General features: G+C 56.2%; 32 protein-coding genes and 1 pseudogene. 19 read left to right on the top strand and 14 right to left on the bottom strand.

Annotation, left to right across the window (positions count from 1 at the left end; translation table 11 throughout):
• The first annotated feature begins 77 nt into the window (after positions 1–77).
• Entirely contained in the window at positions 78–1772 is a 1695-nt protein-coding gene (locus tag WYS_RS08220) for a hypothetical protein (protein ID WP_147654374.1), read from the top strand.
• A gap of 317 nt (positions 1773–2089) precedes the next feature.
• Here WYS_RS08220 and WYS_RS08215 read toward each other — a convergent pair whose 3' ends face one another.
• Positions 2090–2428 carry a hypothetical protein gene (locus tag WYS_RS08215; protein WP_147654373.1) on the bottom strand — a complete coding sequence of 113 codons (339 nt, stop codon included), beginning with the start codon at positions 2426–2428 and terminating at the stop codon, positions 2090–2092.
• Positions 2429–2815: 387 nt separating this feature from the next.
• Here WYS_RS08215 and WYS_RS08210 point away from each other — a divergent pair, with 387 nt between their 5' ends.
• Entirely contained in the window at positions 2816–3034 is a 219-nt protein-coding gene (locus tag WYS_RS08210) for a hypothetical protein (protein WP_019177689.1), read from the top strand.
• 77 nt (positions 3035–3111) lie between these two features.
• Here WYS_RS08210 and WYS_RS08205 read toward each other — a convergent pair whose 3' ends face one another.
• The 3 genes from WYS_RS08205 to WYS_RS16065 all read right to left on the bottom strand — a co-directional run bounded on the left by WYS_RS08205 (position 3112) and on the right by WYS_RS16065 (position 4240).
• A complete protein-coding gene (locus tag WYS_RS08205; protein WP_147654372.1) occupies positions 3112–3393 on the bottom strand; it encodes a hypothetical protein in 282 nt (93 codons plus the stop codon).
• A 95-nt stretch (positions 3394–3488) separates the two neighbouring features.
• Positions 3489–4094, bottom strand: coding sequence for a recombinase family protein (locus WYS_RS14775; protein ID WP_019177687.1), 606 nt, complete (start codon positions 4092–4094; stop codon positions 3489–3491).
• Positions 4091–4240: an AbrB/MazE/SpoVT family DNA-binding domain-containing protein gene (locus tag WYS_RS16065; RefSeq protein ID WP_147654371.1), complete on the bottom strand. Its 150-nt coding sequence runs from the start codon at positions 4238–4240 to the stop codon at positions 4091–4093. The genes WYS_RS14775 and WYS_RS16065 overlap by 4 nt, the downstream gene beginning before the upstream one ends.
• 93 nt (positions 4241–4333) lie before the next feature.
• Between WYS_RS16065 and WYS_RS08190 the strand changes: the two genes are divergently transcribed.
• Both WYS_RS08190 and WYS_RS08185 read left to right on the top strand, forming a co-directional pair.
• Entirely contained in the window at positions 4334–4588 is a 255-nt protein-coding gene (locus tag WYS_RS08190) for a hypothetical protein (protein ID WP_019177685.1), read from the top strand.
• Positions 4589–4590: 2 nt separating this feature from the next.
• Positions 4591–4860, top strand: coding sequence for a hypothetical protein (locus WYS_RS08185; RefSeq protein ID WP_019177684.1), 270 nt, complete (start codon positions 4591–4593; stop codon positions 4858–4860).
• Between the two features lie 449 nt (positions 4861–5309).
• Here the strand turns inward: WYS_RS08185 and WYS_RS08180 are convergent, their stop codons facing one another.
• From WYS_RS08180 to WYS_RS08160, 6 genes are all read right to left on the bottom strand, one after another.
• Positions 5310–6404 carry a tyrosine-type recombinase/integrase gene (locus WYS_RS08180; protein WP_147654370.1) on the bottom strand — a complete coding sequence of 365 codons (1095 nt, stop codon included), beginning with the start codon at positions 6402–6404 and terminating at the stop codon, positions 5310–5312.
• A 122-nt stretch (positions 6405–6526) separates the two neighbouring features.
• Positions 6527–9274 (bottom strand): bifunctional DNA primase/polymerase, encoded by a 2748-nt coding sequence (locus WYS_RS08175; protein ID WP_019177682.1) that lies wholly within the window; start codon positions 9272–9274, stop codon positions 6527–6529.
• 1 nt (position 9275) lies between these two features.
• Positions 9276–9449 carry a hypothetical protein gene (locus tag WYS_RS16060; protein WP_019177681.1) on the bottom strand — a complete coding sequence of 58 codons (174 nt, stop codon included), beginning with the start codon at positions 9447–9449 and terminating at the stop codon, positions 9276–9278.
• A 165-nt stretch (positions 9450–9614) separates the two neighbouring features.
• Positions 9615–9845, bottom strand: coding sequence for a hypothetical protein (locus WYS_RS16055; protein ID WP_147654369.1), 231 nt, complete (start codon positions 9843–9845; stop codon positions 9615–9617).
• 5 nt (positions 9846–9850) lie between these two features.
• The gene (locus WYS_RS16050) at positions 9851–10063 is read right to left on the bottom strand and encodes a hypothetical protein (RefSeq protein ID WP_147654368.1); all 213 of its coding nucleotides are present in this window, start codon (positions 10061–10063) and stop codon (positions 9851–9853) included.
• The gene (locus WYS_RS08160) at positions 10060–10350 is read right to left on the bottom strand and encodes a hypothetical protein (RefSeq protein WP_019177678.1); all 291 of its coding nucleotides are present in this window, start codon (positions 10348–10350) and stop codon (positions 10060–10062) included. The genes WYS_RS16050 and WYS_RS08160 overlap by 4 nt, the downstream gene beginning before the upstream one ends.
• Positions 10351–10559: 209 nt before the next feature.
• On the opposite strand from WYS_RS08160, the gene WYS_RS08155 reads away from it, so the two are divergent.
• From WYS_RS08155 to WYS_RS08130, 5 genes are all read left to right on the top strand, one after another.
• Positions 10560–11300 carry a hypothetical protein gene (locus WYS_RS08155; protein WP_147654367.1) on the top strand — a complete coding sequence of 247 codons (741 nt, stop codon included), beginning with the start codon at positions 10560–10562 and terminating at the stop codon, positions 11298–11300.
• 232 nt (positions 11301–11532) lie between these two features.
• The gene (locus tag WYS_RS08145) at positions 11533–11772 is read left to right on the top strand and encodes a hypothetical protein (RefSeq protein ID WP_147654366.1); all 240 of its coding nucleotides are present in this window, start codon (positions 11533–11535) and stop codon (positions 11770–11772) included.
• Between the two features lie 5 nt (positions 11773–11777).
• Positions 11778–11984 (top strand): hypothetical protein, encoded by a 207-nt coding sequence (locus WYS_RS08140; protein WP_147654365.1) that lies wholly within the window; start codon positions 11778–11780, stop codon positions 11982–11984.
• Between the two features lie 15 nt (positions 11985–11999).
• Entirely contained in the window at positions 12000–12413 is a 414-nt protein-coding gene (locus tag WYS_RS08135; RefSeq protein WP_019177673.1) for a hypothetical protein, read from the top strand.
• A 483-nt stretch (positions 12414–12896) separates the two neighbouring features.
• Positions 12897–13220: a hypothetical protein gene (locus WYS_RS08130; protein WP_147654364.1), complete on the top strand. Its 324-nt coding sequence runs from the start codon at positions 12897–12899 to the stop codon at positions 13218–13220.
• 66 nt (positions 13221–13286) lie between these two features.
• On the opposite strand, the gene WYS_RS08125 is transcribed toward WYS_RS08130, so the two are convergent.
• Positions 13287–13916 (bottom strand): recombinase family protein, encoded by a 630-nt coding sequence (locus WYS_RS08125; RefSeq protein ID WP_019177671.1) that lies wholly within the window; start codon positions 13914–13916, stop codon positions 13287–13289.
• A gap of 474 nt (positions 13917–14390) precedes the next feature.
• Here WYS_RS08125 and WYS_RS08115 point away from each other — a divergent pair, with 474 nt between their 5' ends.
• A complete protein-coding gene (locus WYS_RS08115) occupies positions 14391–15044 on the top strand; it encodes a class I SAM-dependent methyltransferase (RefSeq protein ID WP_019177669.1) in 654 nt (217 codons plus the stop codon).
• A 41-nt stretch (positions 15045–15085) separates the two neighbouring features.
• Here the strand turns inward: WYS_RS08115 and WYS_RS08110 are convergent, their stop codons facing one another.
• Positions 15086–16000 carry a PLP-dependent cysteine synthase family protein gene (locus tag WYS_RS08110; protein WP_019177668.1) on the bottom strand — a complete coding sequence of 305 codons (915 nt, stop codon included), beginning with the start codon at positions 15998–16000 and terminating at the stop codon, positions 15086–15088.
• Positions 16001–16514: 514 nt separating this feature from the next.
• Here WYS_RS08110 and nifH point away from each other — a divergent pair.
• The 9 genes and pseudogenes from nifH (at position 16515) to WYS_RS08065 (ending at position 23411) form a co-directional block, all read left to right on the top strand.
• Positions 16515–17342 carry a nitrogenase iron protein gene (gene nifH / locus WYS_RS08105; RefSeq protein WP_026068949.1) on the top strand — a complete coding sequence of 276 codons (828 nt, stop codon included), beginning with the start codon at positions 16515–16517 and terminating at the stop codon, positions 17340–17342.
• Positions 17343–17366: 24 nt separating this feature from the next.
• On the top strand, positions 17367–17684 hold the full coding sequence (locus tag WYS_RS08100) for a P-II family nitrogen regulator (protein WP_026068948.1): 318 nt from the start codon (positions 17367–17369) through the stop codon (positions 17682–17684).
• A gap of 9 nt (positions 17685–17693) precedes the next feature.
• On the top strand, positions 17694–18065 hold the full coding sequence (locus WYS_RS08095) for a P-II family nitrogen regulator (RefSeq protein ID WP_026068947.1): 372 nt from the start codon (positions 17694–17696) through the stop codon (positions 18063–18065).
• 18 nt (positions 18066–18083) lie between these two features.
• Positions 18084–19645 (top strand): annotated as a pseudogene (gene anfD / locus WYS_RS08090) (nitrogenase iron-iron protein, alpha chain).
• Between the two features lie 12 nt (positions 19646–19657).
• On the top strand, positions 19658–20008 hold the full coding sequence (anfG, locus tag WYS_RS08085) for a Fe-only nitrogenase subunit delta (RefSeq protein ID WP_019177664.1): 351 nt from the start codon (positions 19658–19660) through the stop codon (positions 20006–20008).
• Between the two features lie 12 nt (positions 20009–20020).
• A complete protein-coding gene (anfK, locus tag WYS_RS08080; protein ID WP_026068946.1) occupies positions 20021–21409 on the top strand; it encodes a Fe-only nitrogenase subunit beta in 1389 nt (462 codons plus the stop codon).
• Positions 21410–21511: 102 nt separating this feature from the next.
• Entirely contained in the window at positions 21512–21976 is a 465-nt protein-coding gene (locus WYS_RS08075; protein ID WP_019177662.1) for a HEPN domain-containing protein, read from the top strand.
• 23 nt (positions 21977–21999) lie between these two features.
• The gene (locus tag WYS_RS08070) at positions 22000–22506 is read left to right on the top strand and encodes a pyridoxamine 5'-phosphate oxidase family protein (protein WP_019177661.1); all 507 of its coding nucleotides are present in this window, start codon (positions 22000–22002) and stop codon (positions 22504–22506) included.
• Positions 22507–22580: 74 nt separating this feature from the next.
• Positions 22581–23411, top strand: a complete 831-nt coding sequence (locus WYS_RS08065; protein ID WP_026068945.1) for a hypothetical protein — start codon at positions 22581–22583, stop codon at positions 23409–23411.
• Here WYS_RS08065 and WYS_RS08060 read toward each other — a convergent pair.
• Both WYS_RS08060 and WYS_RS14770 read right to left on the bottom strand, forming a co-directional pair.
• Complete coding sequence (locus tag WYS_RS08060) at positions 23302–23751, bottom strand: SRPBCC family protein (protein WP_019177659.1); 450 nt, start codon at positions 23749–23751, stop codon at positions 23302–23304. The two genes, WYS_RS08065 and WYS_RS08060, sit on opposite strands and share 110 nt — an antisense overlap.
• A gap of 203 nt (positions 23752–23954) precedes the next feature.
• Complete coding sequence (locus WYS_RS14770; protein ID WP_019177657.1) at positions 23955–25298, bottom strand: chloride channel protein; 1344 nt, start codon at positions 25296–25298, stop codon at positions 23955–23957.
• Positions 25299–25668: the final 370 nt, after the last annotated feature.

The raw sequence follows: 25668 nt of genomic DNA, 5'->3' as shown, positions 1-25668 counted from the left end.
GCGGGACGGCTTAGAATTTTCAAAGATGGATATCTGGGTGATGAGAGATGGGGGATCTATCGAAATCACGTGGACTGTTGACCGACAGGGAACGGAAGATCATAATAGCTGACCTCACGATGAAGGAGCGGATCGGAAAGGCCACCGACGACGAGGCAAGGAGCAAGTACCGGAAGAAGCTGAAGCTGGAGCCCCGGAATCAAAGATGGAACTGGGCGACCCAACGCCTGATGGATACTATCGGCGACTGGAACCTTATCTTCGACATGATGGCGACGGGGGACGACAAGAAGCTGAACCCCACCATACTGGATGCCATGCTTGAAGAGAACTGGTGCACTACTGACGGAAAGAGCCGCCGCCGGGGAGGCGTGCTGGAGCATCGTTATGATCTTCTGTCCAAATTTATCATCAAGAGCGTGCCGACGAAACACCTGCCCGAACTCCTGGCCCATGTAATGAGGCCAAGGGATAAGCGGACCAGGATGCTCGTTGACCCGGCGGCGATGTGGAGGGCGGCGGCGCTGGAGGTTATCGAAGGGTGCACCTTCGAGAACTTCGGGGACGACGGTCCCAAACTGGAGAAGGAACGGCAGAGAATAGCGGGGGACCTGCAAAAGCTCCTGGACGATCCAAGATTGCCGAAGGTGAGCGGCTTCAATGAAAAAGAGCCTACCTTCCCCCTGAATCGCGATGAACGTCGCGTGGACTACTCCAGCAGGATGTTTGGGCGAATGGACCCGACTACGGGCAAGAGGTTTAAGAAAACGTATGCCTGGCTCAAGGGACAGACCGACGACGAGCCCTACCGCGGATGCTGGTCTTACACTCTTGAAAGGAGAAAGTCCTACGACGGGAGCACGAACGTCCGATATGAATGGGAGTTCAATGTCCCCGCGCTGTTCCTCATCGCCCTCAAGGACGGGCTTATTAAATGGATAAAGATGGGACCGGACGGAGTACCGGACCGGTGGGACCGCTCCCCAAAGCCGGTTAAGACCTGGGAGGACGTGGCCAAGGAGATCGCCATGAGGTTCGTGGCTGACAAGCGGGGGGAGAAGGTCGTCGTCCTGAGCAGGCAGACCATCAGGCGCTTTGTGGATGGTATGGAGATCGAGTCCAAGACGCGTTTCGAAAGGGGCATCGTTTACCTGGGAAAGGATGGGTCCAGGATGTTACGGTACCTGGACAAGCCTGAGGAGAACTCCTGCACGGACCCGGAATATGTCAGGGAGCAGGAGGCAAAGATCATCAAGATAATTGAGGATAAAGTGAACTACAAAGAGGATTTCAGGGATGGGAGTGGCCGCGCGGAATCGGTGGAGATCAGGAACGATCTGGTGGACTTCGTGCTATGCCAGGACGTGCTGAATAAGCCGAAGGTGAATGCGCAGGAAGGTACAGAGCTGGGCCCACTGTCGAGGTTGCGCATGGATCACACGCGGCCGGGGCTACTGGAAGGGATCGATGTTCTGAGGGGCATGGGCTCCACCTCCGCTATTAATACGGAGGTGGAGAAGATGTTCAAGAAGGGGTTGCTGAAAAGGTCGGGCGAGTCGATGGAGCTTACCAAAGCAGGAAGATTAATGGCCCAATTACTTTCATCGGAGAGCGTTGGGGGTGTGGACGATACGATCTTGAAGTTCGACCTGACGATGGGCTGGAAGGAGAGAAGGAAGAACGGCTGCCGAGATGATGGTTGGAAGGACGGTCGAACCAAGAAGATGTCCAGGGGCTCGGGGAAATACATCAAGTCCGTTTCAAAGAAGTAGTAGGGTCATACCCGAACTCTCGAACGTCCAGGGAACGGTCCGATCCTATGACTTCGCGCGTGCGTGCGAGTATGTAGGAATCATGTGATGACTACATCTGGCTCTCACGGTGAACTCGGGACCCGGACAACAAATCCGTTACGTTCTTGCCGCGCGGCCGGGGATCTCCGGCCTAGCTAGACCGCACGATCTACGGGATCTTTGAAAAAACGATTGAGCCCCCCCAGGCCGGTTTTCGCAGTAAAAAAATGGGTGCTGGCTATGGGTCGAGGTTTCGTTTGGGGACACCATGCCCGACGGGGGAAAATGCCCCTTTTTCATGCCGTTTCCGGCTTCGCGGCCTCGGCCTTCCTGGCCGCGCGTATGGTCCTCTTCCTGATTTGAAAGAAGGCTTTGCCAGACAGCCCCCGGCGCTGAGCTTGCTTCTTGCACCGCTCGCTACAGAACACTTTGCCCCTGGTCTCCGTGACCGGACCGCCGCACAGAACACAGATGCCGGGAGTGGCGGCGCGGGTCTCCAGCTCCTTCTGGCACTTGGGGGAGCATGTGTTTCGGTCATGGGTGGTATCGTCCCGACGCCAATAGGAGAGCTGGGCGTTGCAGATCACGCAGTTATCGCCGTTCATCGGGGGAGGATGGTTCTGTACTATGTTCAACCTATCGACGCATCACAGGACGCTATTGTTCCTTGGGTGAGTTCGGGCCTAGATCAACATCAAGGCCGAGGGGGTCCCGGTGAAGAACGACAAGAAAACGAACGAACGGGGACCTCGCCGCACCCTGCACCCGTAATCTTCCGATCTCTCTTTCGACTCTTTCTTTCTCGCGTTGCTTCGACCCGGTTTTCTCGTAATCGTCTTTTCATCTGGCTCGAACTCGATATTCCGAACGGGGACGGGGTGAAATCTCAATGAAAATGGGGGGGGTTTCAAGCATGTTTTTCGCTCGATCTCCTCGCGTCATGCCGTCGCGAGGGGCGGTCTTCATCGTCGCGGCACACTGTCGCGCCAACGCTTTAACGTCGGCAGCGTGTTCTCACCTCGATGGCAGCTCACAAGTGGGACGGGAAGGAGGATTGGACCGTCAAGACGGTCTTGAGCTCGAAGGAGAAGGCCGCGCTCCGGCTGGCGGCGGTGCGGGAGGGCAGGCCGCAGCGCGACATTCTCCATGATGCCCTTGTCGAGTACCTGAGAAGGACCTCGCCTTCACAGATCGGGAGCGTGGCGGTGAGCGAGGAGAACGTGGTGGTGACCTCATCGTAGTAATTCACCAGACGGATTAGCTCAGGTAGTGGGAGTACAGGCGATGGTCACGTCCTTGGCGAAAATGGCATGGTGCCTCACTCCTGCTCTGCTGGATGACCCTCTTTGGCCAGCTCTCTCACTTTTAATGCATCTATAAGCCGGTTTTTCTCATCCTCTTTGCGTTTCACGATTTCCCTTAATGAATCTGCTTTTCGTTGCGCAGATGTTATTTGAAAATCATTAGCCAATGTTTCATAATAGAGGATCGAGGGCATTAACTGATCCATATCGCAATCTAGCTCTCTAATTCTATTCAGAATGTGCTTGTCTGGGTTCGGGGAGAGCCTGATGATGATGGTTCCGATGATGTTGCCCAAGGATGACATAGCCAGGTATCGTCATGTTCATTATTACCTCTCCCTCAAGAATCGAGTTTAGGGAGGGGGCGTATGACAAAACCACCTCGTTTTAATTAGTAGTAGGTGACGCCCTCCGTTTTTCCTGCTGGCTCGTTTATTAAAGTGTCTCCGCTCCGGGACCCCCTTTTAATTCCTCTATCGGAGCGCGGTTTTCTCGGCTTCCTGTCCTTCGCTCCCTTGGGACGGTGGCATAGCTTCCCCTGCGCCTTGGCCCTCACGGTGCCCTCGGCCGAGCGTTCGAGAGTAAGGTTCCTCTCCAGCTCTGCCAGGTCGGATAGGAGGGACATGGTGAATTTGCCGAACGCTCCCTTGGTGTTGAAGTCCTGCTCCGAGCACTCGAACCTGACGTTCCAGCCGTGAAGCTGCTCCAGGACCTCGAAGAAGTGCTTCTGGGATCTCATCATGCGGTCCAGCCTGGTGACGAGAATGAGGTCCAGCTTCCCTTGCTTTGCGTCCTTGAGAAGGACCTTTAACACCTTCCGGTCCGGGTCCTTGCCGCTGGCGTACTCCACGTACTCGCCCACGATCTCATACTCACGATGCTTGCACACCTGGCGAAGCCTGAATAGCTGCGTTTCGGGGTCCTGTCCCTGATCGTCGGTGGACACGCGCGCATACAGCGCGGCGCGGAGCTGGCGGTCCTGGGTCATGTCCATCATGCCTTCTTGATGACTACCTCGTTGGTCTTCTCGTTGAGCTGGTAGAGGATAAAGTCACCATCCTCTACCTGTAGGGCGTCGGCCACGTCCTTGGGCATGCAGACTCTAAGCTTCGAGCTGATCTTGCTGGTTCCTATAGTTTTCACGGTTTGCCTCCGTGCTATCCCATACGCAATTCATTTTTATATATGTATCCACATTATCCTTTAGTTCCTGATACGGAACTAGGATGCGAAAGCATGAACGACAAGGAACAAGGAAACGAAGGAGCTGGCAATGTGAACGAGGGCAAACTTGGGCCGAAGGACCTGTATTCCATCGACCTATTCACCCGGCGCGGCCTGGACGAGAACACCAGGGAGATCATCAGGAAAGAAGTGTGGGGGATGCAGTGCTCCCTGGATAAGAAGCTGGAAGAAGCGATCTCTAATGGTACGGTAATTCTGTTCTCTACTCAGACGGCCGTCCTTCCGAATGAAGAAGCGGGGGCCTGAACATGGACGGTCGAACATGGACCATCGAGGGGATATGCAAAGAGAACGGCAAGAGCATCGGGCCCCTGGTCAGGCTGACCATAGAATGCGATGAGACAGTGGAGAACTACGTCTGGGACTCTCTCCAGGACGGAGCCGAGCAGCTCTTCGATAATTTCATTAAGGGGCTTCGAAACCCCATGGTGATGAACGTCGATAGAGCCCCGGCCGAGAGGAGGGAAACGCCCAAGCGGAAGGCCCAGGTGGATATCGCGGAAGCGACCAAGGCATAACCTAAAGTCAGGTCTCGCAAGGGACGGAGCTAAACCCAGGAGGCAAACCCAAACGCTTTAACCGAACATCAACCCAGGAACCCTTTACCGCGTGACATGGGAAACCACTTACTGCGTGACCAGGAACCTTTTTTCAAACGACTTAGGAACCCGGAGGCAACCATTTTTTCTTATTCTCTGTGGAACAGGAAAAATTCTCCTGTTCCTTCTCCTGTTCCAAGAGCCAGATGTTACTTTGGAACAGTGGAACAGGAGGAACGGTATCTTTTAAAATTAAAAGAAAGAGAGAGTAAGAAAAAGGACGGGAAAGGGTTTGAGCGCGTCCTTTCAACGCACGAAATCAGAATACCCTTGAGCAGGTCGGGTTTTTTGGCGTTTGTCCTGAGAATGGTACAAATCGGGGTCTAGCCAGTCAGTTTCAGAGGTAAAAATCCCCCCCTGTCCACTCTCTAAGCATAGCCAGACATATATTTGTCGAATTCAATAAACCCCTTTTTGGAACTTATTGGGCCAGCATCCTTGGAGGATGTTGCCGATTTCTGAGCGATCTCTTCAACATCCTTTTGGAATATTGGTACGTTCTTCCAGGCTTCGGCAAGCTTCCGGCCCGCTACGCCCTCTTCTATCCGGGCGTAGTGGTCCTGAGTTGTCTTAAGGTCCGAATGCCTCAATTGGGCAGACATGGCGGGGAGCAGGCTGAGATCTCCGTTGACGGTCAGCGAGGTCAGAGTAGGACGGAAGTCCTTCAAACGGAAGTCTACTCCAGAGATCTCTTCCACCTCTCCCTTGATTCGTAGGAAGGTGTTGTGAGCGTAGAACTCCCTTGCCCCGTAACCGATCGGCGGGAAGAGGGCCCTGGCGTTGGCCTTTGGGGTCTTTCTAAGGTACTCTTCCCTTTCCTTCAAAAAGCGTTGAATGTTCGGAACCAGGTCCGGCCGGATTATGCTAACGGTGGCAGAGCTCCCCCAGGACCCTTCCCCCTTGGGGTGGCGAACATAGAACGTCATCCCCTTGAGGTCAAGATCTTCTAGCAGGGCAAGGCGGAGCTCCTTGGGTCTTACTCCCGTAGCCATGTAAAGGGCTACCAGGCCCCTGGCGACCACTCCATGCCATCCCTTCATCTTGTCAGTAGTGTCAAAGATGGTCCGGAGATCGTCCAGCTTAATTGTCCTGATGGGCTTCTTACATGCCTTGGGGAACTTGACTCCATCATCCTTCATTTCCTCGATAATCCGGTTCTTGAAGTGTTTTAGAAGGTTGTTCAGGTGAACCAGGTACTTTTCCTGGGTGTCAGGGTCCAGAGGCTTTCCCTTATGCTCTGCCGGGTCTTGCATCCAGTCCAAGAACTCCTGAATTTCCTTTCTCCCCATGCTCCTGGGGTCGGTAGTGCTGATAAGCCCCTTGCCCTTGAGCTTATTGAACACCCCTCCCAGATACCTCAACTTCCTTTCCTCCTCGTTGTAGGTAGCCTTTACGATGGTCCCCCTCCTCCTTTCGAGGTAGACCTCCGTTGCTGCTTGGAAGGGGAAGCGTCCGAGCTTCAACCCCTCCACCCCCATTCTTGCCTTAATGAGGCGCTTCCTTGCCTTTCGAGCATTGTCGCGCCCGTTAGGGATAGGGAGCTCGGACGTATTAATCTCGGGGGAAGAGGGGGGCAAGAAAGACCTCACTTATGGATCCAATAGAGAGTGCCGTTAGGGTCTGTTCCGATCTGCCCGTCCTTCCGCAACCTGTCGATCGTAGCTTTCTGTTCCGGAGCAATGCGTTCAAGGTCGTTCATGCGGAGCCTTCCGGACTCAACGAGCTTCCTAAGTCCGGCTACCTTCTCATCTTGTGAGGGCAGGCAGTCTAGGGGGGTCGAAAATATCGTAATATCGTGATTTTCGCCGATTTTCGTTTGCTGGCTTTTATCACGATATTTTTCATCGCCGCTTGAAATATCGTTAGAATAACCCTCCGATCTCGGTATCTCCGAGAAGTGAGGGGACCCCTTCTTTATAAGGAGCATAATCTTCCGGTTCGAGGCGAGGTCTGTTGTTTTCCCATCCCTCTGGGCTGCACCGCTCAATTCGCTGTTATCCTTCCTCGCGTAGTAGATGCCCTGGTCCTTAAGATCGTCCACGATCTCCCGCATACGCCTTGAAAGAGCATTGGCAGCACCGGGCCACCTCTTGCCGGAAATGTCGATGCTTTTTTCCTTCGCAACATCGGACAGCTTCCTGTAAAGATCGTCGGCTGGACCGATATAATGCAACCTCTCAGGCTCGGCAAACATCTGCATTATTGCCAGGGCCAGAGGGTCAGCGTTAAGGGCCTCTTCCACCCCCGACTTGATGCTTCCCTGATATGCGGCGATGAACTTTCCAGCATCCTCCCCCAAGGCCCGGGATAGGGCCTCTCCCCAGATCGCATAGTCGGCCATGCGCGGCCGTCTGTCCAGATGGACCTCGTTCTTTAGTCCAAGGGCCTTAGACAGCGTTGAAAAGATGAACCCTAGGACCTGTCCCCGCATGGCGGTAAAATCGGCCTTCAACTGTTCTTCATCCTTCCTTTCTTCCTCGGGGATGAAGCGAAGCCCAACGTAGACGGTCCTTTGAACAAAATCCGGATGGTCTGGACCGACCGGCGCGATACTGGTGATTATGGCGGTCCTTTGATACTCGTAAAGGACCTGCTCTTTGTTCTTGTAGAGCTCCCTTTCCTGGGAAGCTTCCCCGGTGTTCACCCTGCACAGCTTGTTGAAAATGAAGTCCTTGATATCTCCGTCCACGTTATCGAAGATTGGAAGGAAATTCTGTTCGAACAGATCATTCAGGTTGGTGCGGGGATTGTTCAGCTCCTGGAGAGGGCTGGAGCTCGGGTCTACCAGCTCCCTGATTACCTTGGCCGTACTGGTCTTGGCAGCACCCTTCCGGTTGTTCGGGTTCAGGAACGCGATCGGATGGCCGGGAATGAAGAGCTGTAACACATGGGGCTTGCACAATACCCATTGCTCTGGCAGGAAGTTCAGAACCTTGGTCCATAGCTCATCCCATGACCCACCGGGGACGGGCTCAACCTGGGCCTTCATGTGCCTTTCGCGCTTGAAGAGGATGGGCGGCCGGCCTACGATCTCCCACCCATACGGCTTGATGGACGGGCTTATCCTGACGGCTCTCCAAGCCTCGTCGCATAGGTCATAATACAAATCGCCTTCACGCCATGCCCGCCTAAGGGAAAGGGGCCTCTTCGCACCCTCAAAGAGGGCCTTGGCCTCGAACGTGGCGACAGCCTGCCCTAGAGCGTCCTTGTTAAGTGATTTCTCGGTTTCCAGGTAGTGCAGATGCTGGAGCCAAAGGGAAAACCTCGAAGATCTGATTCGCACGATCTCCCGATGCCCTTTGACCTCGATGGCCGCGTAAGCTTCCTCATGCTGGTCCATGAACGGCTCTATCCCGTTCCTTATGGCCGCTTCAATGACAACCTCGGCCTGGGTCTTGTCATTGCTCCTGCTAGGGGGTGACGGTTTTCCAGCCCCCATCCCTGCCGAGGCCCCCACCACCTGACGCGGGGAAGGCTTCAATCCATGCTTATCCTGGGCGATCTCCAGGACCCTCTTGAACTTCTCGGCCTTCAAGGCCCCAGGAATGCAATCCGCGCAATCCAGGACCTTCTCCTGGACGGCGATAGCATGAAGGGGTCCCCCGCCCGTCCCATGCCGGAAGCAGTACCAGGCGTTCTTGGAAACGTCAACCTCGAAGTTGTGACCTGTATTGCTGCCATGCCAGGGGCAGGAGCCTCGGAACTTCCCGCCCTGCCCCTTGAGGCCATCCATGGGGATTACGTCCTGGACCTTGAGGGAGTCCAGGTCAACATCCCTGGACCTGTTCGGCAGCTCCCTTCTAACATCCTCGGGGGTGTCTGTCTCTGGTGGGGGCAGGAAGTCGCTAAGAGCCGTCCGGATCTGTTCGGCCTTTACCGATGCAATGGGCAGGTCCTTCAGGACCGTGTAGGCGTTCCCATTCGGATGGACGCTGCCAGGGCCAATGACCTGCTTCCCGGTCGACTGAACGTCCCCTATCGTGCCTTTGGCATCCCCAGGACGTGCTAGGCGAAGAGGCCCCGGCAGATCTGCACAGCGATAGTAGAAATGTCGGCCTCCCCGCCCCGTCTGGACTGTAAAGGTAAGGGGCAGGGATTCCTCAACGGCCGTTGCTACTTCGGGGGAGTCGGCATCAATGACCGCCAGCCCTTTGATGCCGCAAAGGATGCCATAGTTGCCGTCCTTGCCCAGGTGTTTGGACAGCTTGGGGTCCCCGCATGGGTAGTTCGCCCCTTTCTGCCAGTCCTTTTCAATGGGCCCTTTGTCCTTCGCTTTCACCAGGACGAAACGGAAGGACGGCTCCCGGAGCCGGTCAGGGATGGAAACGGCCATCTTACAGCAGCCTCCGGAGTCTCTCATAGCTCGCTTCCGTGAGTCTGTATATGGTGAACTCCCTGACCCGGAAATTGCTCAAAAGATTGAGCTCCCCCCTCAAGATCTCAAAGGCTTCAGGGGTTCCCTCGAGCAAGATCGCGCCCGGATAGTAGACGTGCTGCACGACTACCACCCCTGTTCCTCGACCACTAGCTTAAGATTCGAGGTCTTGGAGTAGACTATGTAACAATCGGGCAGGGTCTTGATGAGCTGCATCAGGTCGAAGTAGGTCCGATTGGAGCACCGAAGGATGATAGCGCGGCTCTTGATGCTCTCGCTTCCGCTGTCCTTTATTGAGTTATTCCAGTCGTTTATTTTTCACCTCCTTTTTCTCGATTTTTTTACACAAAAATCCTGATGTTTTTCCTCTTTTTACGTCCCTTTCGGATGGGTCCGGAGCTCCCTTCAAGGTCCTGCCCTTCCTCGCTTCCTTGGAGATCTTCCTCCGACCGGGGGGACGAAAGGAGAACAGCAGCAGGTGCACCAGGCCCAGAGCCCATATCGACAAGTCCGCTCCTAGAAGTTCCATTCAAGTCAGGCCCTCCCCATCGCTTTGAGCCTGGTTTCCTGGTACTCCTTCGCCTGGACCCTTCGCCTCCATGCCCGTTCCTGACAAGCATGGCAGCAGTAGACCCTTCGGGGATTGGGATGTCTAGGCTTCGGCAGATAGTGCTTCCCGCACCAGATGCAGACGTGAGGGTTCATCGCCCTAGACTCCATCAGCCCGATCGCGCGGCGAGCTCTCACTTCGCTCCCCCCTTCCGGAAGGGCATTCCCTCGTACCACTTCTTAGGCTGCTCTTCCGCCTTCTTCGGCGGGGGAACCGGGGGAGCTGCTGCCGGCTTTGGTGGGAACGGGGAAGCGTTCACGGCCGGGGAAGGGAGCTCCGTCCGGGAGATCTGTTCATCCTTCAGGTTCGCTAGAAGTAGCATCTTGACATAGCTGGACTTGGTGAGCCCAGTTTCCTCGCAATGCCGCTCCAGTCTTTCAAACAAATCATCTGTCAGGAATACGTGCAATTGTCTGCCGTTCATATGCCTCGCTTCGAAAACACTACAGAATGGTTTATAAATTGTCTAATCTATACATGAGTGAGCGTTAGACAAAAATGAATCTGGATGCTACTGAGAAAAGGTCATTCGGCGGATTCAGGAGTCAGTTTGACCACTCGCTACGAGAACTTTTTATTCATCTATACTGGCTATCCAAGCCCACAGTAGGGACCGTTCAAGAGGTTAGGTCCATGCTTGGCCTGGACGAATACGATCTGGACCTCAAGGAATTCAGGAAGAGGTGCGCGAAGGGGCTCCTGCCCAGGGAGATATTGTTCTGCTTTGATGCTTACGCACCAATCGCGAAACGGGATGAGGATTATGATTGGCTAAGAATCGTGCGCGACGGGCACAGATTCATCGATTCTAGGGAAGGATTGAAAAACAAGTTAGACCGGAAGAACCTAGACCAGTACCTACGAAAGCTCGTTAAGCTGCAAGTCTTGTCAAAGGTGAATGGTCGGTATAAAATCGGACCGGGCGCATTTACACAACCTTTCAAATTCAACAACATCAAGGATAGGATCTCCAAGGCGGTGCCGGAGAACACCTGGACGGGGCACGGAATAACATTGGTTGGATTGACCGAGGGCCCTGCCAAGAAACTAGGAAAAAGGATAATTTATCCAGAAACCCTCGCATTCAAGAAAACAAATCAAGAACTCATCGATTTTGTAGTAAAACAATTCGAGAAGCCCACCGTAGAAGTTTGGCGTAACTTCCTGTACTATCCAGACTACGAGTGGCAGCGTGATCGGGACGGCAACATCTTACCAGACACTGAGAGGGAAGTAACGCAACGCAAGCCAGGACAGTATGACAGGCTACCGTTGATTGTGATAGACCCCAACAGTTTTCTTAAGGTCCTGCCTGGATTCAAGGAAGCAGTCTTGGAAGCCAGGAAGAGGCAGGAGAATATGGAACAGAATTGATTACTTCGATTTCACCGCCTGCATCATGCGCCGAATGGCTAGCTCGATGCCGTGAGATCTGTTCGCGAAGGTCCTATCCTCAACCATTCCATCCAGCCATTTCAAGACTTCCGGTGGCAGAGTGATAGTAACCTGCTCTTTTTGTCGTGGCATATATGACGATACATTATATTAACTTATAAATTCATGCAGGGGAAAGTAAGGCATGGCCTTACATGATGGAGATGGAACAATGTGTGATGAACAAGAAGTGAAGTTCTCTGGGGACTATTGGAACGGAGTCCAGGACACTCTGGAGATAGTGACATCGGTCATGGAGGAAGCTTCCAGACTGCCGGCCGAAGGAAAGATAAAAGCATTGATGGAGGTCCTAATTCGGCTGGACGATCGGGCTTCAATGGAACGTCGTGAATGGGTAGTCGAACGCCATGGCCTTGAAAACACAATTGCCAAGGCATGCGGGAAAGAGTGATGGTTATGGGCGATCTTATTCGAAAGGCATGGATAACGACGGTCCGAGCGGCCAGCAATAATGAATTGTTCGCTGTAGAGGTCGTGGAGAACTACAGCGGGGTTCAGATCGTGACGTGCTTCGATGGCGATGGCAATACGAATGAACACTTCGAGGGTCATTATGAATGGGACCCTCAGAGCTATTTCGACCACCGCACCAGGATGAATTGAACAGAGGTTGAAAGAATGTCCGGAAACGTAGAAATGGAACTAGAAGAACTGGAATATGAACGGAAGATGAACTATGACCATGGGATGCAGGACCTTGCTAATGCCCTGATAATCCAGATAGAACGGGGCAGGACCCTGCTACAGATCGAGACATGCCTGGAGTACGTTCTTGACAGTCTCAGAGTAAACGGTGGGTTCCGTTTTGCTGACAATTATTTCCCCTCGGAGGGCATGCTGGATAAGGCGGTCGACCCTAGGGCCTTCGTCTCCATCGAGGGCAGGGATAGCATCAAGGTCGAAGTAACGTTGCCAGATAAGATTCCCGTTGAAGAACGCAGGGAATATCGGGAACGGATTGGAGCCGCGATTGCACAAGCGGTCGAACCGATAGCGAAAGAAGCTGGCTCAAGGTTCAATCCCTCGCACTAAGCTTCCCCTTCCCCGCCTTTTCTTTTTCAGTTTCACTTCAAGTAGTTAGGTATGTAGCTGTATACTAAGGAATGAGGTAATGGCTATCCCCCCAATTTCTCCCTCCCTTGCCGGCCGAGAGGGGGGAGGGGGGAGGAATAAAAGAAACTACCAGCTAGCGTAGCTAATGCAACATATTGTTGATTACTAAGGGGGAGGTTAGCGTATCCCCCAATTGCCATGCAGCATCGCCGCACGGTCTCCTTTGTCCATCGGCCAATGTTCAAGCAGGCCAGAGGGCAGGGCCCCCGCCGATGGACGGGAGAACGGTCGAGGATTTTACATTCTACAATAGTGTCCGAAGGACCGTATTAAAGAAGTCTGATACATAAGTAAAGCCACCGCCCCCCAACATCCGCCCTGCATTATTTCCCGGGGAATATTCGTTTCACAATATGCCACCTTTCGAAACGAAGTTAAGGTTAAATGCCGATGAGGAAAAGCATGAAGATAATAAGGGAGACGTTTGAAGGGGACTATACAGCAGATGAGCCAACGGCCATCTATGGTATGGTCACTGGCTCCGTGACGGTCAATAGCAGGCTCGAACTAAATGGCATCGTTAATGGGGATTTTACCGTTCATTCGGCCGGTGATGCCAAAGTAAGAGGGATAGTGAATGGCATGGTGATTAACGAGGGCGGTAATCTCGAGGTTTATGGTATTGTGAATAAGGATGTACTGGAGATAGCTGGCAAGACATTTATTCATCCAGATGCGAAAATTGGGCCCCCGTCTAATCAAATGCCCCGGGGTTTTCATCGTTAGACATGCAGACGGAATGATGTTTCAGAAACTAGAGGTTCTGAGACAAGGCGATTCAGGCCCCTTTGCTCATAAAGGAACGGGGGCCTCCCTTTTGGAACGCCTTTGCAGAGTAGCAAGTGAAATGTGATACTCGGCTGCTACATCCCTCAAGGACCTCCCGGATCTCACAGCAGCAAGGGCCTCGGGGGGAATGTGAGCTCTCGGCCGGCCGATGGGCTCCCCGCTCCTTGTGCCGTGTTTCTTGGCCTTCTGCATGCCCTCTTTGACCCTAATCCTAATCATTCCCCTCTCCCACTCCGCAACGGCCCCTAGAATGCGTCGGATGAGCCTCTTTGTATCGTCGTTGCCGTCCGCCCCGGTGTCAATCCCTTGGTCCATGACAATCAGGGAAACCTTTTGCTTATCGAGCTTCGAGATTAGGAGCTCCAAGGAAACGAGAGATCTCATAATCCGGTCTAGCTTTGTAACGACGATCGCGTTATACTTGGGCTTGGATGATCTGCCGTCTTTGGTTATGCCGGCTGCTTCTAGCATGGTGTCGAGCCCCGGCCGGGAATCATCGGCTCCCGATGCTTCATCCTTGAAGTAGTCGAAGATTTCCCATCCCTGGAGCTTTGCGTATTCTTCAAGCCTGAACTTCTGAACGTCGGTATCCTGGTCCTCGGTTGAAACTCTGGCATACAGAGCTACCTTCATGTTTCAAATCCTCTGGGGGGCCTTATGATATCGCGCCTTAAACATCATGCTAAATCAGTATCGACACAATATCGTGAGCAATATCGTGATAACCATCTGGATGGGTCAAGAATTGGCCTTTATCACGATATTCACGATATTCCGACTGCTCTTAGACGGGGAATGAAGAATAACGGGGCATGGCGGTCCCCCCGAGCTCCGGATCATGAAAAGCCCCCTTGCTGTATTCCCCGGGAAATATTGAGAGAAAAAGGGGAATAGGTTTGGAAGCCTGGATTTCCCAAATTGCGGTTATTGAATTCTTCAAACATCCATCTGGATAGAGCGGCGAGGGAACTCCCCCCTGTCCACTTAACTTCTGTCTTTCTTCATTTTGTGCGACCAATAGATGCAGTGGCCACGTAACGTGCACGCTTCTCTACGTCTTCGTGAGCGGCCCCTTTAAGGTTCCCGGCGTGAATCTCCTTTATGCTCATGCCTGAAGATGCCGATCAGCAAAAGCAGTGGGACCGAACCTACTCCAACGCCCAGGACTATTTTGGGAAAGAGCCGAGCGTGCTGGCGGCGCGGGTGCTTCCGGTCCTCAGGGAGAATGGGGTCAGGACGGTCCTGGAGCTCGGCTGCGGCCAGGGCAGGGACACCAGTTTCTTCGCCGGGAACCGGTTCGAGGTCACCGCTCTTGACTACTCTGAATCTGGCATATGCCAGCTCAGGAAATGTGCCAAGGACGCAGGGTTTAGAGCAACGCTAAAGGTACACGATGCCAGGGAGCCTCTGCCGTTCCCCGATGCCTCCTTCGATGCCGTGTATTCGCACATGTTCTTCACCATGGAGTTCACCGAGGAGGAGGTCACCAGGATGCTGGCGGAGTGCCGCAGGGTGTTGCGGCCAGGAGGCATCAACATCTTCTCGGTCCGCAACGACCACGATCCGCACTACGGCAAGTTCGAGCCAAGGGGCAAGGGTACGTGGAGGAACCCCCTGGGCTTCGTGGTGCACTTCTTCGATGAGCCGACGCTGACAAGAATGGCGGCAGGCTATGACCTTCTGTGGATCAAAGAGTTCGATGAACCCTCGCCGTCGTGCGTCAAGAAGCTGTACGAGGTAGCGCTCCGAAAGCCCCTGTGAGCTCGGCCCGCTTCCAACCACACATCACCTGAGCCCCGAGCTCAGATCGAGAACAGGCTGGTGCTCAGGTATTTCTCCCCCCGGTCGGGGAGGATGGTGACGATGACCCCTGAATCGATCCGCTTCGCTATCTCAACCGCGGCGTACATGGCGGCGCCGCTGCTCATGCCCACGAAGATCCCCTCCTTCTTCACGATTTCGCGGGCCATCTCGTACGCGTCCTCGGTCTCCACCATGATGGTAGTGTCGATCATGCTGGGATCGTATATCGACGGGACGATCGCTTCTTCCATGTTCTTCAGTCCCTGGATGTAGTGCCCCTTGACCGGGTGAGCGGAGACCACCTTGATGCCGGGGTCGTGCTCCTTGAGCGCCCTGCCCACGCCCATCATGGTGCCGGAGGTACCCAGTGCGGACACGAAATGTGTCACGGTGCCGCCGGTCTGCCTCCATATCTCATCGCCGGTGGTCCGGTAGTGGGCGAGCTTGTTGTACTGGTTGGAGAACTGGTCGGGCATGAAGTACTTGCCCGGGCTCTTCTTCACCAGCTCCCTGGCCATCCTGATGGCGCCATCGGTGCCGTACTTCCCCTCGCTCAGGGTGACCTTGCCCCCGAACGCCCTGATCATTTGGCGGCGCTCGACCGAGACCGCGTCGCTCATGACGATCTCCACTTCGTACCCCTTGATGGCGCCGATCATCGCCAGAGCGACCCCGGTGTTCCCTGAGGTCGGCTCGATAATGGTCTTTCCCTCTACCAGAGTGCCCTCGGCCTCGGCCTGCTCTATCATGCTCAGGGCGATGCGGTCCTTGATGCTCCCGGTGGGATTGGTCCCCTCGACCTTGGCGTAGATCGAGGCGTTCTTGTTCGGGTTGAGCTTGTTAATCCGGACCAGGGGGGTGTTGCCGATGGTCTGGAGAATGTTCTCCTTGAGATCGACCGATAGCTCTGTCATGAATTATTCGCAAGGGAATAAGGAAGAAGCACATATAATAACAGTATCCTGGTTAACGGGAAACGAGCCAGACCTTCATTTTTTTGAGAGTGCTGACCACCTTCTCACTGGAAGCTCGGACCTCAAAAGGCGAAACGGAATAATCTGGTTGCCGGCCCGGTCCGGTTTGGGCGTTCGGTGGGAACGGAGTTCGCGCGAGCCCTGCCAGGCCCCGGACCGTGTGAGAACGCGCCGATCTAGTCATTTGATTATTTTTGAATTATTCATCTACGAGCGCTCGGTCGAATCCAGGCTCACCTTGTTCCCATGCCTGGCTAGCTCCGTCCCAACCTCGTTCTCATGATTCGTAAAGGAATTAAAATTTAGAAAAAATAGACAATTGTACTATAGTAGAGAATAAGATTGTACAAATCAGCAGTTAACAAAAGATTTATTAGTGATTTGTACAATACCGAGAGCAACGGGTGCGACGGGGAGGCGACGACGTCCCGCACGAAGAGGAGAGGCAAAAGAAATGACAAGGAAGATCGCATTTTACGGCAAGGGCGGAATAGGGAAATCCACGACACAGCAGAACACTGCGGCCGCGATGGCCCACTTCCACAACAAGAAAGTGTTCATCCATGGCTGCGATCCGAAGGCCGATTCCACCCGTCTGATCCTCGGCGGCAAGCCTCAGCAGACCCTTATGGACGCGTTGCGGGAGGAAGGCAGCGAGAAGGTCAGCAACGAGGACGTCATAAAGACCGGGTTCATGGGCATCCGCTGCGTGGAGTCCGGCGGTCCCGAGCCCGGCGTGGGTTGCGCCGGCCGTGGCGTCATCACCGCCATCGACCTCATGGAGCACAACGGCGCCTACACCGACGATCTGGACTTCCTGTTCTACGACGTCCTCGGCGATGTCGTGTGCGGCGGGTTCGCCATGCCCATCAGGGACGGAAAGGCCCAGGAGGTCTACATTGTCGCGTCGGGCGAAATGATGGCCATATATGCGGCCAACAACATCTGCAAGGGCCTGCTGAAGTACGCCAAGCAGAGCGGCGTCCGCTTAGGTGGCATCATCTGCAACAGCCGCAAGGTGGACCGGGAGAAGGAGTTCCTGGAGGAGTTCACCGCCGCCATCGGCACGCAGATGATACACTTCGTTCCCAGGGACAACATCGTGCAGAAGGCCGAGTTCAACAAGAAGACCGTCGTGGAATACAACCCCGAGGAGAACCAGGCCAAGGAGTACGGGGAGCTCGCCCGGAAAATCATCGAGAACCAGATGTTCGTCATACCCAAGCCCCTGACCATGGACGAGCTGGAGAAGATGGTCGTGAAGTACGGCATCGCCGACTGAAGGTGCTGGAAAGGGGAGCTTCACATGAAAATGATACGAGCGGTAGTACGCCCCGAGGCCGCGGACATGATATCCGACGGCCTCGCCGAGGCGGGGTTCAGCTCGCTGACCAAGATCCCGGTGTTCGGCCGCGGCAAGCAGAAAGGCATCACCGTCGGATCGGTCCATTACGACGAGCTGCCCAAGACCATGCTCCTGATGGTCGTCCAGGACCAGGACGTCGACGAGGTGGTCGGCCAGATCAAGGGAAAAGCCCATACTGGAAACTTCGGCGATGGCAAGATCTTCGTGACCTCGGTGGAGAAGACTTTCACCATACGCACCGGCTCAACGGAACTGTAGGTGATGCCGGTGAAGGAGATCATAGCGATCATACGCCCCAAGAAGATGGGGGCGACCAGGGACGCGCTCGACAAGCTGGGCTTCCCCGGCCTCACCGCGGTCCTGGTGCTCGGGCGGGGGAAGCAGCACGGGATCGCCGGGGAGGTCAACGTAGACCTCCGTCCCGGCGTCCTTGCCATGGGAGGGCTGAACGGAATGAAGTACGTCCCCAAGCGCCTCCTCGCCATGGTAGTGAGGGACTCCGACGTCGACGCGGTGGCACAGACCATCATCGACGTGAACCAGACCGGAGAGATAGGCGACGGCAGGATCTTCATCTGCCCGATAGAGAGCGTCACCAGGATACGCACCGACGAGGAAGGGGAGAAAGCGATCCTGTAAGCAAAGGAGGAATGAACAATGCCATATCACCTGTTCAAATGTAGCGAATGCATTCCCGAGAGGAAGAAGCACGCGGTCATCAAGGGCCCCGGCGAGGACCTGTCCATGGCCCTCCCCTTGGGGTACCTCAACACCATCCCCGGCACGATTTCCGAGCGGGGGTGTGCGTACTGCGGGGCCAAGCATGTCATCGGCACGCCCATGAAGGACGTCATACACCTCAGCCATGGGCCAGTGGGGTGCACCTATGACACCTGGCAGACCAAGAGGTACATCAGCGACAACGACAACTTCCAGATAAAATACACCTTCGCCTCGGACATGAAGGAGAAGCATGTGGTGTTCGGGGCCGAGAAGCTCTCAAGCAGAACATCATCGAGGCGTTCAGGGCCTTCCCCGACATCAAGCGGATGACCATCTACCAGACCTGCGCCTCCGCGCTCATCGGTGATGACATCGACGCCATCGCCCAGGAGGTGATGGACGAGATGCCGGAGGTAGACATCTTCGTGTGCAATTCCCCAGGCTTCGGCGGTCCGAGCCAGTCAGGCGGGCACCACAAGATCAACATAGCCTGGATCAACCAGAAGGTAGGGCAGGTGGAGCCGAAGATCACCAGCCCCTACGTCATCAACTACGTCGGGGAGTACAACATCCAGGGTGATCAGGAGATCATGCTGGACTACTTCAAGCGGATGGGCATCCAGGTGCTCTCCACCTTCACCGGCAACGGGACCTACGACGACCTCAGGGCCATGCACAAAGCGCACCTGAACGTGCTGGAGTGCGCCCGCTCGGCCGAGTACATCTGCAACGAGCTCAGGAAGAGGTACGGCATACCGCGCCTGGACATCGACGGCTTCGGCTTCGAGCCCCTGTCCACCTCGCTCCGCAAGATCGGCCTGTTCTTCGGCATTGAGGACCGGGCTGAGAAGGTCATCGCTGAGGAGGTGGCCCGGTGGAAGCCCGAGCTCGACTGGTACCACGAGCGCCTGAAGGGGAAAAAGGTGTGCCTGTGGCCGGGGGGCTCCAAGCTGTGGCACTGGGCCCACGTCATCCACGAGGAGATGGGCGTGGAGGTCGTCTCGGTGTACTCGAAATTCGGCCACCAGGGCGACTTCGAGAAGGGCATCGCCCGGTGCGAGGAAGGCGCGCTGGCCATTGACGACCCCAACGAACTGGAGGGGCTGGAGGCCATGGAGATGCTGAAGCCCGATGTAATCTTCACAGGGGTCCGCCCGGGCGAGGTCGCCAAGAAGAACGGGGTGCCCTACTTGAACGCCCACGCCTACCACAATGGCCCTTACAAGGGCTTCGAGGGGTGGGTCCGGTTCGCCCGCGACATCTACAACGCTGTCTACAATCCGGCCTACAAGCTTTACACGCTGGACATCAGCAAGGACGAGATACCCACGGACCAGGAGTTCGTGACCCGGAGGATGCTCTCGGACACGAACCTGAGCGAGGAGGTGCGCTCCTCGACCGTCATGCGCGAGTACACCGGCAGGTACGACAACGTCACCCACCTGCGGACGAAGATCTATCCGGACCTCAACGCACAGCCTATGGGGGCGGAGTAAGGGGGAATGCCGATGGAAGACATCAACAAGGAGAAGGCCGAGCTGCTGGTCGACTACATCATGAAGAAGTGCCTGTGGCAGTTCCACTCCCGGGCGTGGGACCGGGAGCGCCAGAACAAGGAGATCCTGATGAGGACCATGCAGATATTGTGCGATGAGCCAGTGGAGAAGACATCGCTGTCGGACCGATGCTACTGGGTCGACGCGGTATGCCTGGCCGACGGTTTCAAACGCCGGTACCCATGGCTATCCACCATGGAGAAGGACGAGATCAAAATGCTCATGCAGGGGGTCAAGGACCGCATGGACTTCCTGACCATATCCGGCTCGCTGAACGAGGAGCTGAAGGACCCGCACTACTGAGGAGGGATCGTAATGGTTTGTGAAGTCAAGATGAAGGAGCGCAACGGGATAATCAATCCGATATTCACCTGCCAGCCTTGCGGCGCTCAATATGCCAGCATAGGGATCAAGGACTGCATCGGAATCGTCCACGGCGGCCAGGGCTGCGTCATGTTCGTGCGCATGCTGTTCGCCCAGCATTTCAAGGAGAGCTTCGAGATCGCGTCATCCTCCCTGCACGAAGACGGCGCGGTGTTCGGCGCCTGTCACCGCGTGGAGGAGGCGGTGGATGTCCTACTGATGCGCTACCCGCATGTGAAGGTGGTACCGATTATCAGTACCTGCTCTACCGAGGTCATCGGCGATGACATCGATGGAGTGGTGAGGAAGCTTAACCAAGACCTCCTGAAGGAGAAGTATGCCGGTCGGGAGGTGCACCTCATCCCCATCCATTCCCCCAGCTTCGTGGGGAGCATGGTCAGCGGGTACGACGTCGCGGTGAACGAACTGGTAACTTACTTCGCCAAGAAGGGAGAACCTAACGGCAAGCTCAACCTAATTACTGGGTGGGCCAATCCCGGCGACGTCAAGGCGCTCAAGCACCTCCTGGCGGAGATGGAGGTGGACGCCACCGTGCTGTTCGAGATTGAAGCCTTCGATTCTCCGTTATTGCCCGACAGGAGCGTCGTGTCGCACGGCGACACCACTGTGGAGGACCTGGTGGGCACCGCCAATGCGGTCGGCACCATCGCGTTGAACCGCTATGAGGGGGGCAAGGCCGCCAAGTATCTGGAGGGCAAGTTCGGCGTGCCTGCGGTCATCGGCCCCACGCCCATTGGCATCCGCAACACCGACGCCTTCCTGCAGAAAGTGAAGAGGCTGACCGGCAAGCCCATACCCAAATCGCTGGTGCACGAGCGCGGGATCGCCCTCGACGCCCTGGCCGACCTTACTCACATGTTCTTCGCCGACAAGAAGGTGGCCATCTACGGCAACGCCGACCTGGTCATCGGCCTGGCAGAGTTCTGCCTGGATCTGGAGATGAAGCCCATGTTGCTGCTCCTGGGGGACGACAACCCCAACTACGTGGACGACCCCCGCATCAAGGCGCTCAAGGAGAAGGTGACGCATGACATGGAGATCGTCACCAACGCCGATCTGTGGGAGCTGGAGGACCGCATCAGGAACAAAGGGCTGGAGCTGGACCTCATCCTCGGGCATTCCAAGGGGAGGTTCACCTCCATCGACTGCAAGGTGCCCATGTTCCGCGTGGGCTTCCCCGTGTACGACCGCGCCGGATACTATCGGCATCCCGTGGTGGGGTACGAGGGCGCCATTTGGCTGGCCGAAGGGATGGCCAACACCCTGTTCACGGACATGGAGTACAAGAAGAACAAGGAATGGCTGCTGAACGTTTGGTGATATCATGCCATCGAATTCCCCTGCCGGGCCCAAACCTCTTCAACGGGACTTTTACCCGACCCTCAGCCATCCAGGCCAGGCGGGACAGGCAGGAGGCAGTCCATGCTCATAAACATCGACCCAGACGACGACCCCATGAAGAACAGGTTCAGAGCGTTCGAGGAAGACCTCCGGGACGGCAACGCTTTCTTCCGCCGGGCCGAGGAGTTCACCAGGGATGGGTACGGGCACAGCCTGATATTCAATGTGGCCGCCATCGCCCTGGAGCGGTACCTCGTCGGGCTGTGCCACCTGCACGGGATAGATCCGGACAACCACAATTTCATCTGCCTCATGGACGCTGTGGAGACGATGGTGAACATCCCTCCGAAGCTGGACGGGCAGATAAGGTGGCTGGACGAATCGATATTCGGCATCTGCTCCCTGGACAACTATTATCATGGCGCTCCGGAGAAGAGGGACGCTGATATGATCATGTCGCTGTGCCGGCAGGTCCGGGACATGTTCGTTCCGGAGGAGATAGCCGCGAGAAGGGCCAAGCTGAGGATGGACGAGAGCGGGAATTGAGAGGACAACGGAGGAGAGGAGACATGAGCGGGCACCCCATGATGCGCAAGGAGCGGGAGATGAGCAGGGAAGACGCGGAGCAGTTTCTGGAGAGCACTGCGGTAGGCCGGCTGGCGATGTGCCATGGCAGCGAGCCGTACGTCGTGCCGATACTGTTCCACTACGATCGGAGCGGCGGCGAAATTTTGCTGCATTGCGCCAAGAAAGGTAGGAAGATCGACGCGATACATGCAAACGCCTCAGTCTGCTTCGAGGTAGATGAGATGAAAGGCGTGGTCAACGCCGACGCGCCCTGCGAGTTCGACCTGTTGTACAAGAGCGTCATCGCCGCTGGCAGGGCCGAGCTGGTGGGCGACGCGGAGAGCAAGGCCGAGGCGCTGAACAAGATCTTCGCAAAGTATGCCCCCCACCACAAGGGGACCATAAGCCCGGAGATGGCCAAGGGGACCCAGATAGTCAAGGTCAAGGTCACGAGCCTCGTCGGGAAACAGGCTGTGGGCGCCACCCTACCGTACCCCGCGTCCTCGTGAGGACGGGATTACATCGCCGGACATCGTCCCTCCCCTGGAGAGTTTGATAAATCTGCATGGAAATCAATGCAGCAATGGACGATCCTAAAGGCCGCCCGCTCGAGCTCTCCCCCCAGCTGCCTGTCCTGGCCGAGTTCTGGCCATCGGCAGCGCTGGCCAGGGACCGGCTTTCCCGCTCCTCGGGGTTCGATGCCGCGGACGAGGTCCTCAAGGACAACATCGACTACTCCAGGCCATCCTGCGGGTCGATGCCCGGAAGGGCCGGGATGCGGGAGAAGAGCCGCTCCCCCAACAGCGTGGCCTTGACCCCGCGGGACCATCCCTTCCTATATCAGAAGATAAGGGAAGCGTTCGCACTTCTTCCCCCCGGCATCCTGGACCTCCTCGGGAAAGGCCCGGACCTCTGCCTAGCGACCTATGCCGCGCCCATGACCGCGCAGGACCGCACCGGGACCAGGAAAATCGGCGTGGGCCAGGGCCCCTGGCTGCTCCTTGTCGGGCACGAGGCCGCAAACGCTCCGGACGATGCCGCGCGCGGCATCCTGATCCACGAGCTGATGCACATCGCCATGGGGAGGTCCGAAGCGTTCAAGCCGTACTGGCGGGCCCGGTCGTCCCGCGACAAGTATACTGCCCGATGCGCCAACAGCGAGATCGAGGAGCGGGCTGTCAGGCTGGCCTGCGAGCTGGGGTTCTTCGCGGAGACCAAAGCGTACCTGGTGCACCTGGAACGGATCTGCCAGGACGACGAGGGCGGCAACGCCCGGTTCCTGGAGATCGTCGAGAGCTATCCCCTCAGGCCTTTACCTTTAGCCTCTCCAGCAGTTCATCCAGACGCTGGTACGATTCGTTCATCCCCTCTTCCATGCCGGAACCGAGCATGCCGTCGCGGTCCTCCGCGGTGAGGAAGACCGACCGGTCCGTCACTCTGGTCCTCCCGCCCGGCAGCTCTTCGAAAATGGCCGAGTCGAGGGAGACGTGCCCCCTTTCCGGCAGCTGCTCATACTCAAAGGTCTGGATTACCCTTTCGGGTGGGGAGACCTCGTGAAACATCCCGTGGAACCCGAACTCGTGGCCATCTTTGTCCTTTTGGAAATACCTCCACCTTCCCCCGTCCCGCGCTTCGAACGCCTCTATCTTGGTGGACAGTCCCCGCGGGCCTATCCACTGGGCGTAGAGGTCGGCGTCGGTGAATGCCTTGAACACCAGGTCCCTCGGTGCGTCGAATTCCCTGATGATGATCATCTCTTGCTTTCCTGGCTCTGCCTTGATGATTGCTTTCCTCGATGCCAACCAGATCACTCCTGACTTAGCCACTCTCGCCCATGAGATATCAATATATCTCCCCGGTCCGGCGGACGATTTGGATCGCTACGGTGATTGAGCCGCCCCCTGACTATGGAGGACGAACGCCAGGCCTGCGGAGTAACTGTCCTCGGCCGTCCACCTTATGCGGGTCCTCCTCCCTCAGGACGTCCGCTCGTCCTCGCCCCACGCCTTGTCATGATTCTCCTGGCCACCATGCCAATAAGCATGGATGTGACGATGGCGACCACGATCAGCCCGGTCAGGTATGTTTCGACCAATCCCTCCGATGCCACCGCCCCCACCAGCAGGATCGCGGTAAGCGGCCCTCCCAGAAGCAGGGTGAAGGCGGCCCCCTCTATGCACAGGACGATTATGATGATGGGCACGTCGGGGAATACCAGCCCTATCGCCAGGCTAAGGGTCGTGCAGGCGAACAGCGTCGGGAATATCGGACCGCCCAGGAACCCCCCTTTCAGCGCCAGCCCGAGCAACAGCACCTTCAGGACCGTGAACAGCAGGAGCATTGCCACGCCGTACTGGGTGGCATTGTCCACGATTTGATGTATCTGGTTCTCGCCCGAGAAGCTCACCTCTGGGAAGAAGTATATGATGGATGCGGTTATCGCTCCCGCGATCAGGGTGCGCAGGACCACCCTGTCGCTGAACCGGGCCATCAGCTTCCCGGAAAGCCGGAACGACGATACTACGAACAACGTCAGCATGGTCCCCACCCCGCCGAGGATAATCGCATACACGATGTACACGACCTCGTTCGACCGGATGGGCGGGAAAGGGATCTCCCCAAGGAAGGAATGGAACCCCAGGAGGACGAAAACGAAGTAGCCGATAACCCCGGCCAGCAGATTCCAACCAAGGTACAGAAGACGATCTCTCTTGCCTACGCCTATCTCCGTGGCCAGCACCGCGGTGAACAGGGGGGTGCCCACGATGCCGTTGTATGCGGATGCCAGCGCCGCCACCTTGAACCCGAGCCTGGATTCCTTTACGATTCTGAGCTTGTCCTCGATCCACCCTGCAATCTCTTGGACCAGGAAGCCGAGGGGCCCCTCTGGCCCGACGCTGACACCTGATAGCAGGGAACAGAAGGAGGAGACCAGGGTTCCCGGGAAACGCCGATAGCTCAGTTCCTCCCCGCCCTTGATGGAGTCAACCAAGCTGCCCTTGATGGCATTCGGCGCATCCAAGTACTTCTCGGACAGTCCCACCAAAAGCGAGAACAGCAGGGCGCCGGCCGGCAGGGTCCAATGATTGTTCATCACGAAGCTGTTTTTCCAGATGGCATCGTTCAGGAACAAGTAGGCGTTGAGCCATACTATCGTGAACAAGATGGCCACGAAGCCTATTAGGATGACCATCCAGATTCTGGGCAGCTCCCCCATGGCCATCCTCTCGATGGCATCCGGGATAACCTCCTGGCCAGTGGACGGTGGTTCCTCCTCGGTGGCTCCTTTCTCATCTATCATATATCACGCACCAAGACCACCCCTGCGGAAGACCAACTTCGGACACCTTCGCTTGCATGGGCGCTCGGCGCATCGTTCCACCGATGCAATGAACATATGGACGCGCCTTGTTGCTGCCCCTCCTCCTCACCACATTTTTCGAACCGGCCGATATATAGACTTATGTTACGCCGCTCCTACCTTGGGCTCAAAATAGACCCTCGTTCCTGGAATGAGGTAAGAGACTCTCTCAGGGCTGAAGGCGCTGACTTGGAATCGGTGGAGCTGAAGCAGCTTAGGGCTTGCCGGAGGTCCGATGAGCCGCATGGCTGGCAGAGTGAAGAGATCGATGCGGCCGTAGTGAACGTTCGACCTTTGGAACAGCGCGCTT

It is taken from the genome of Methanomassiliicoccus luminyensis B10, assembly GCF_000308215.1.
GTDB classification, from domain to species: Archaea; Thermoplasmatota; Thermoplasmata; order Methanomassiliicoccales; family Methanomassiliicoccaceae; genus Methanomassiliicoccus; species Methanomassiliicoccus luminyensis.
This window is presented reverse-complemented; position numbering and strand designations above follow the sequence as displayed.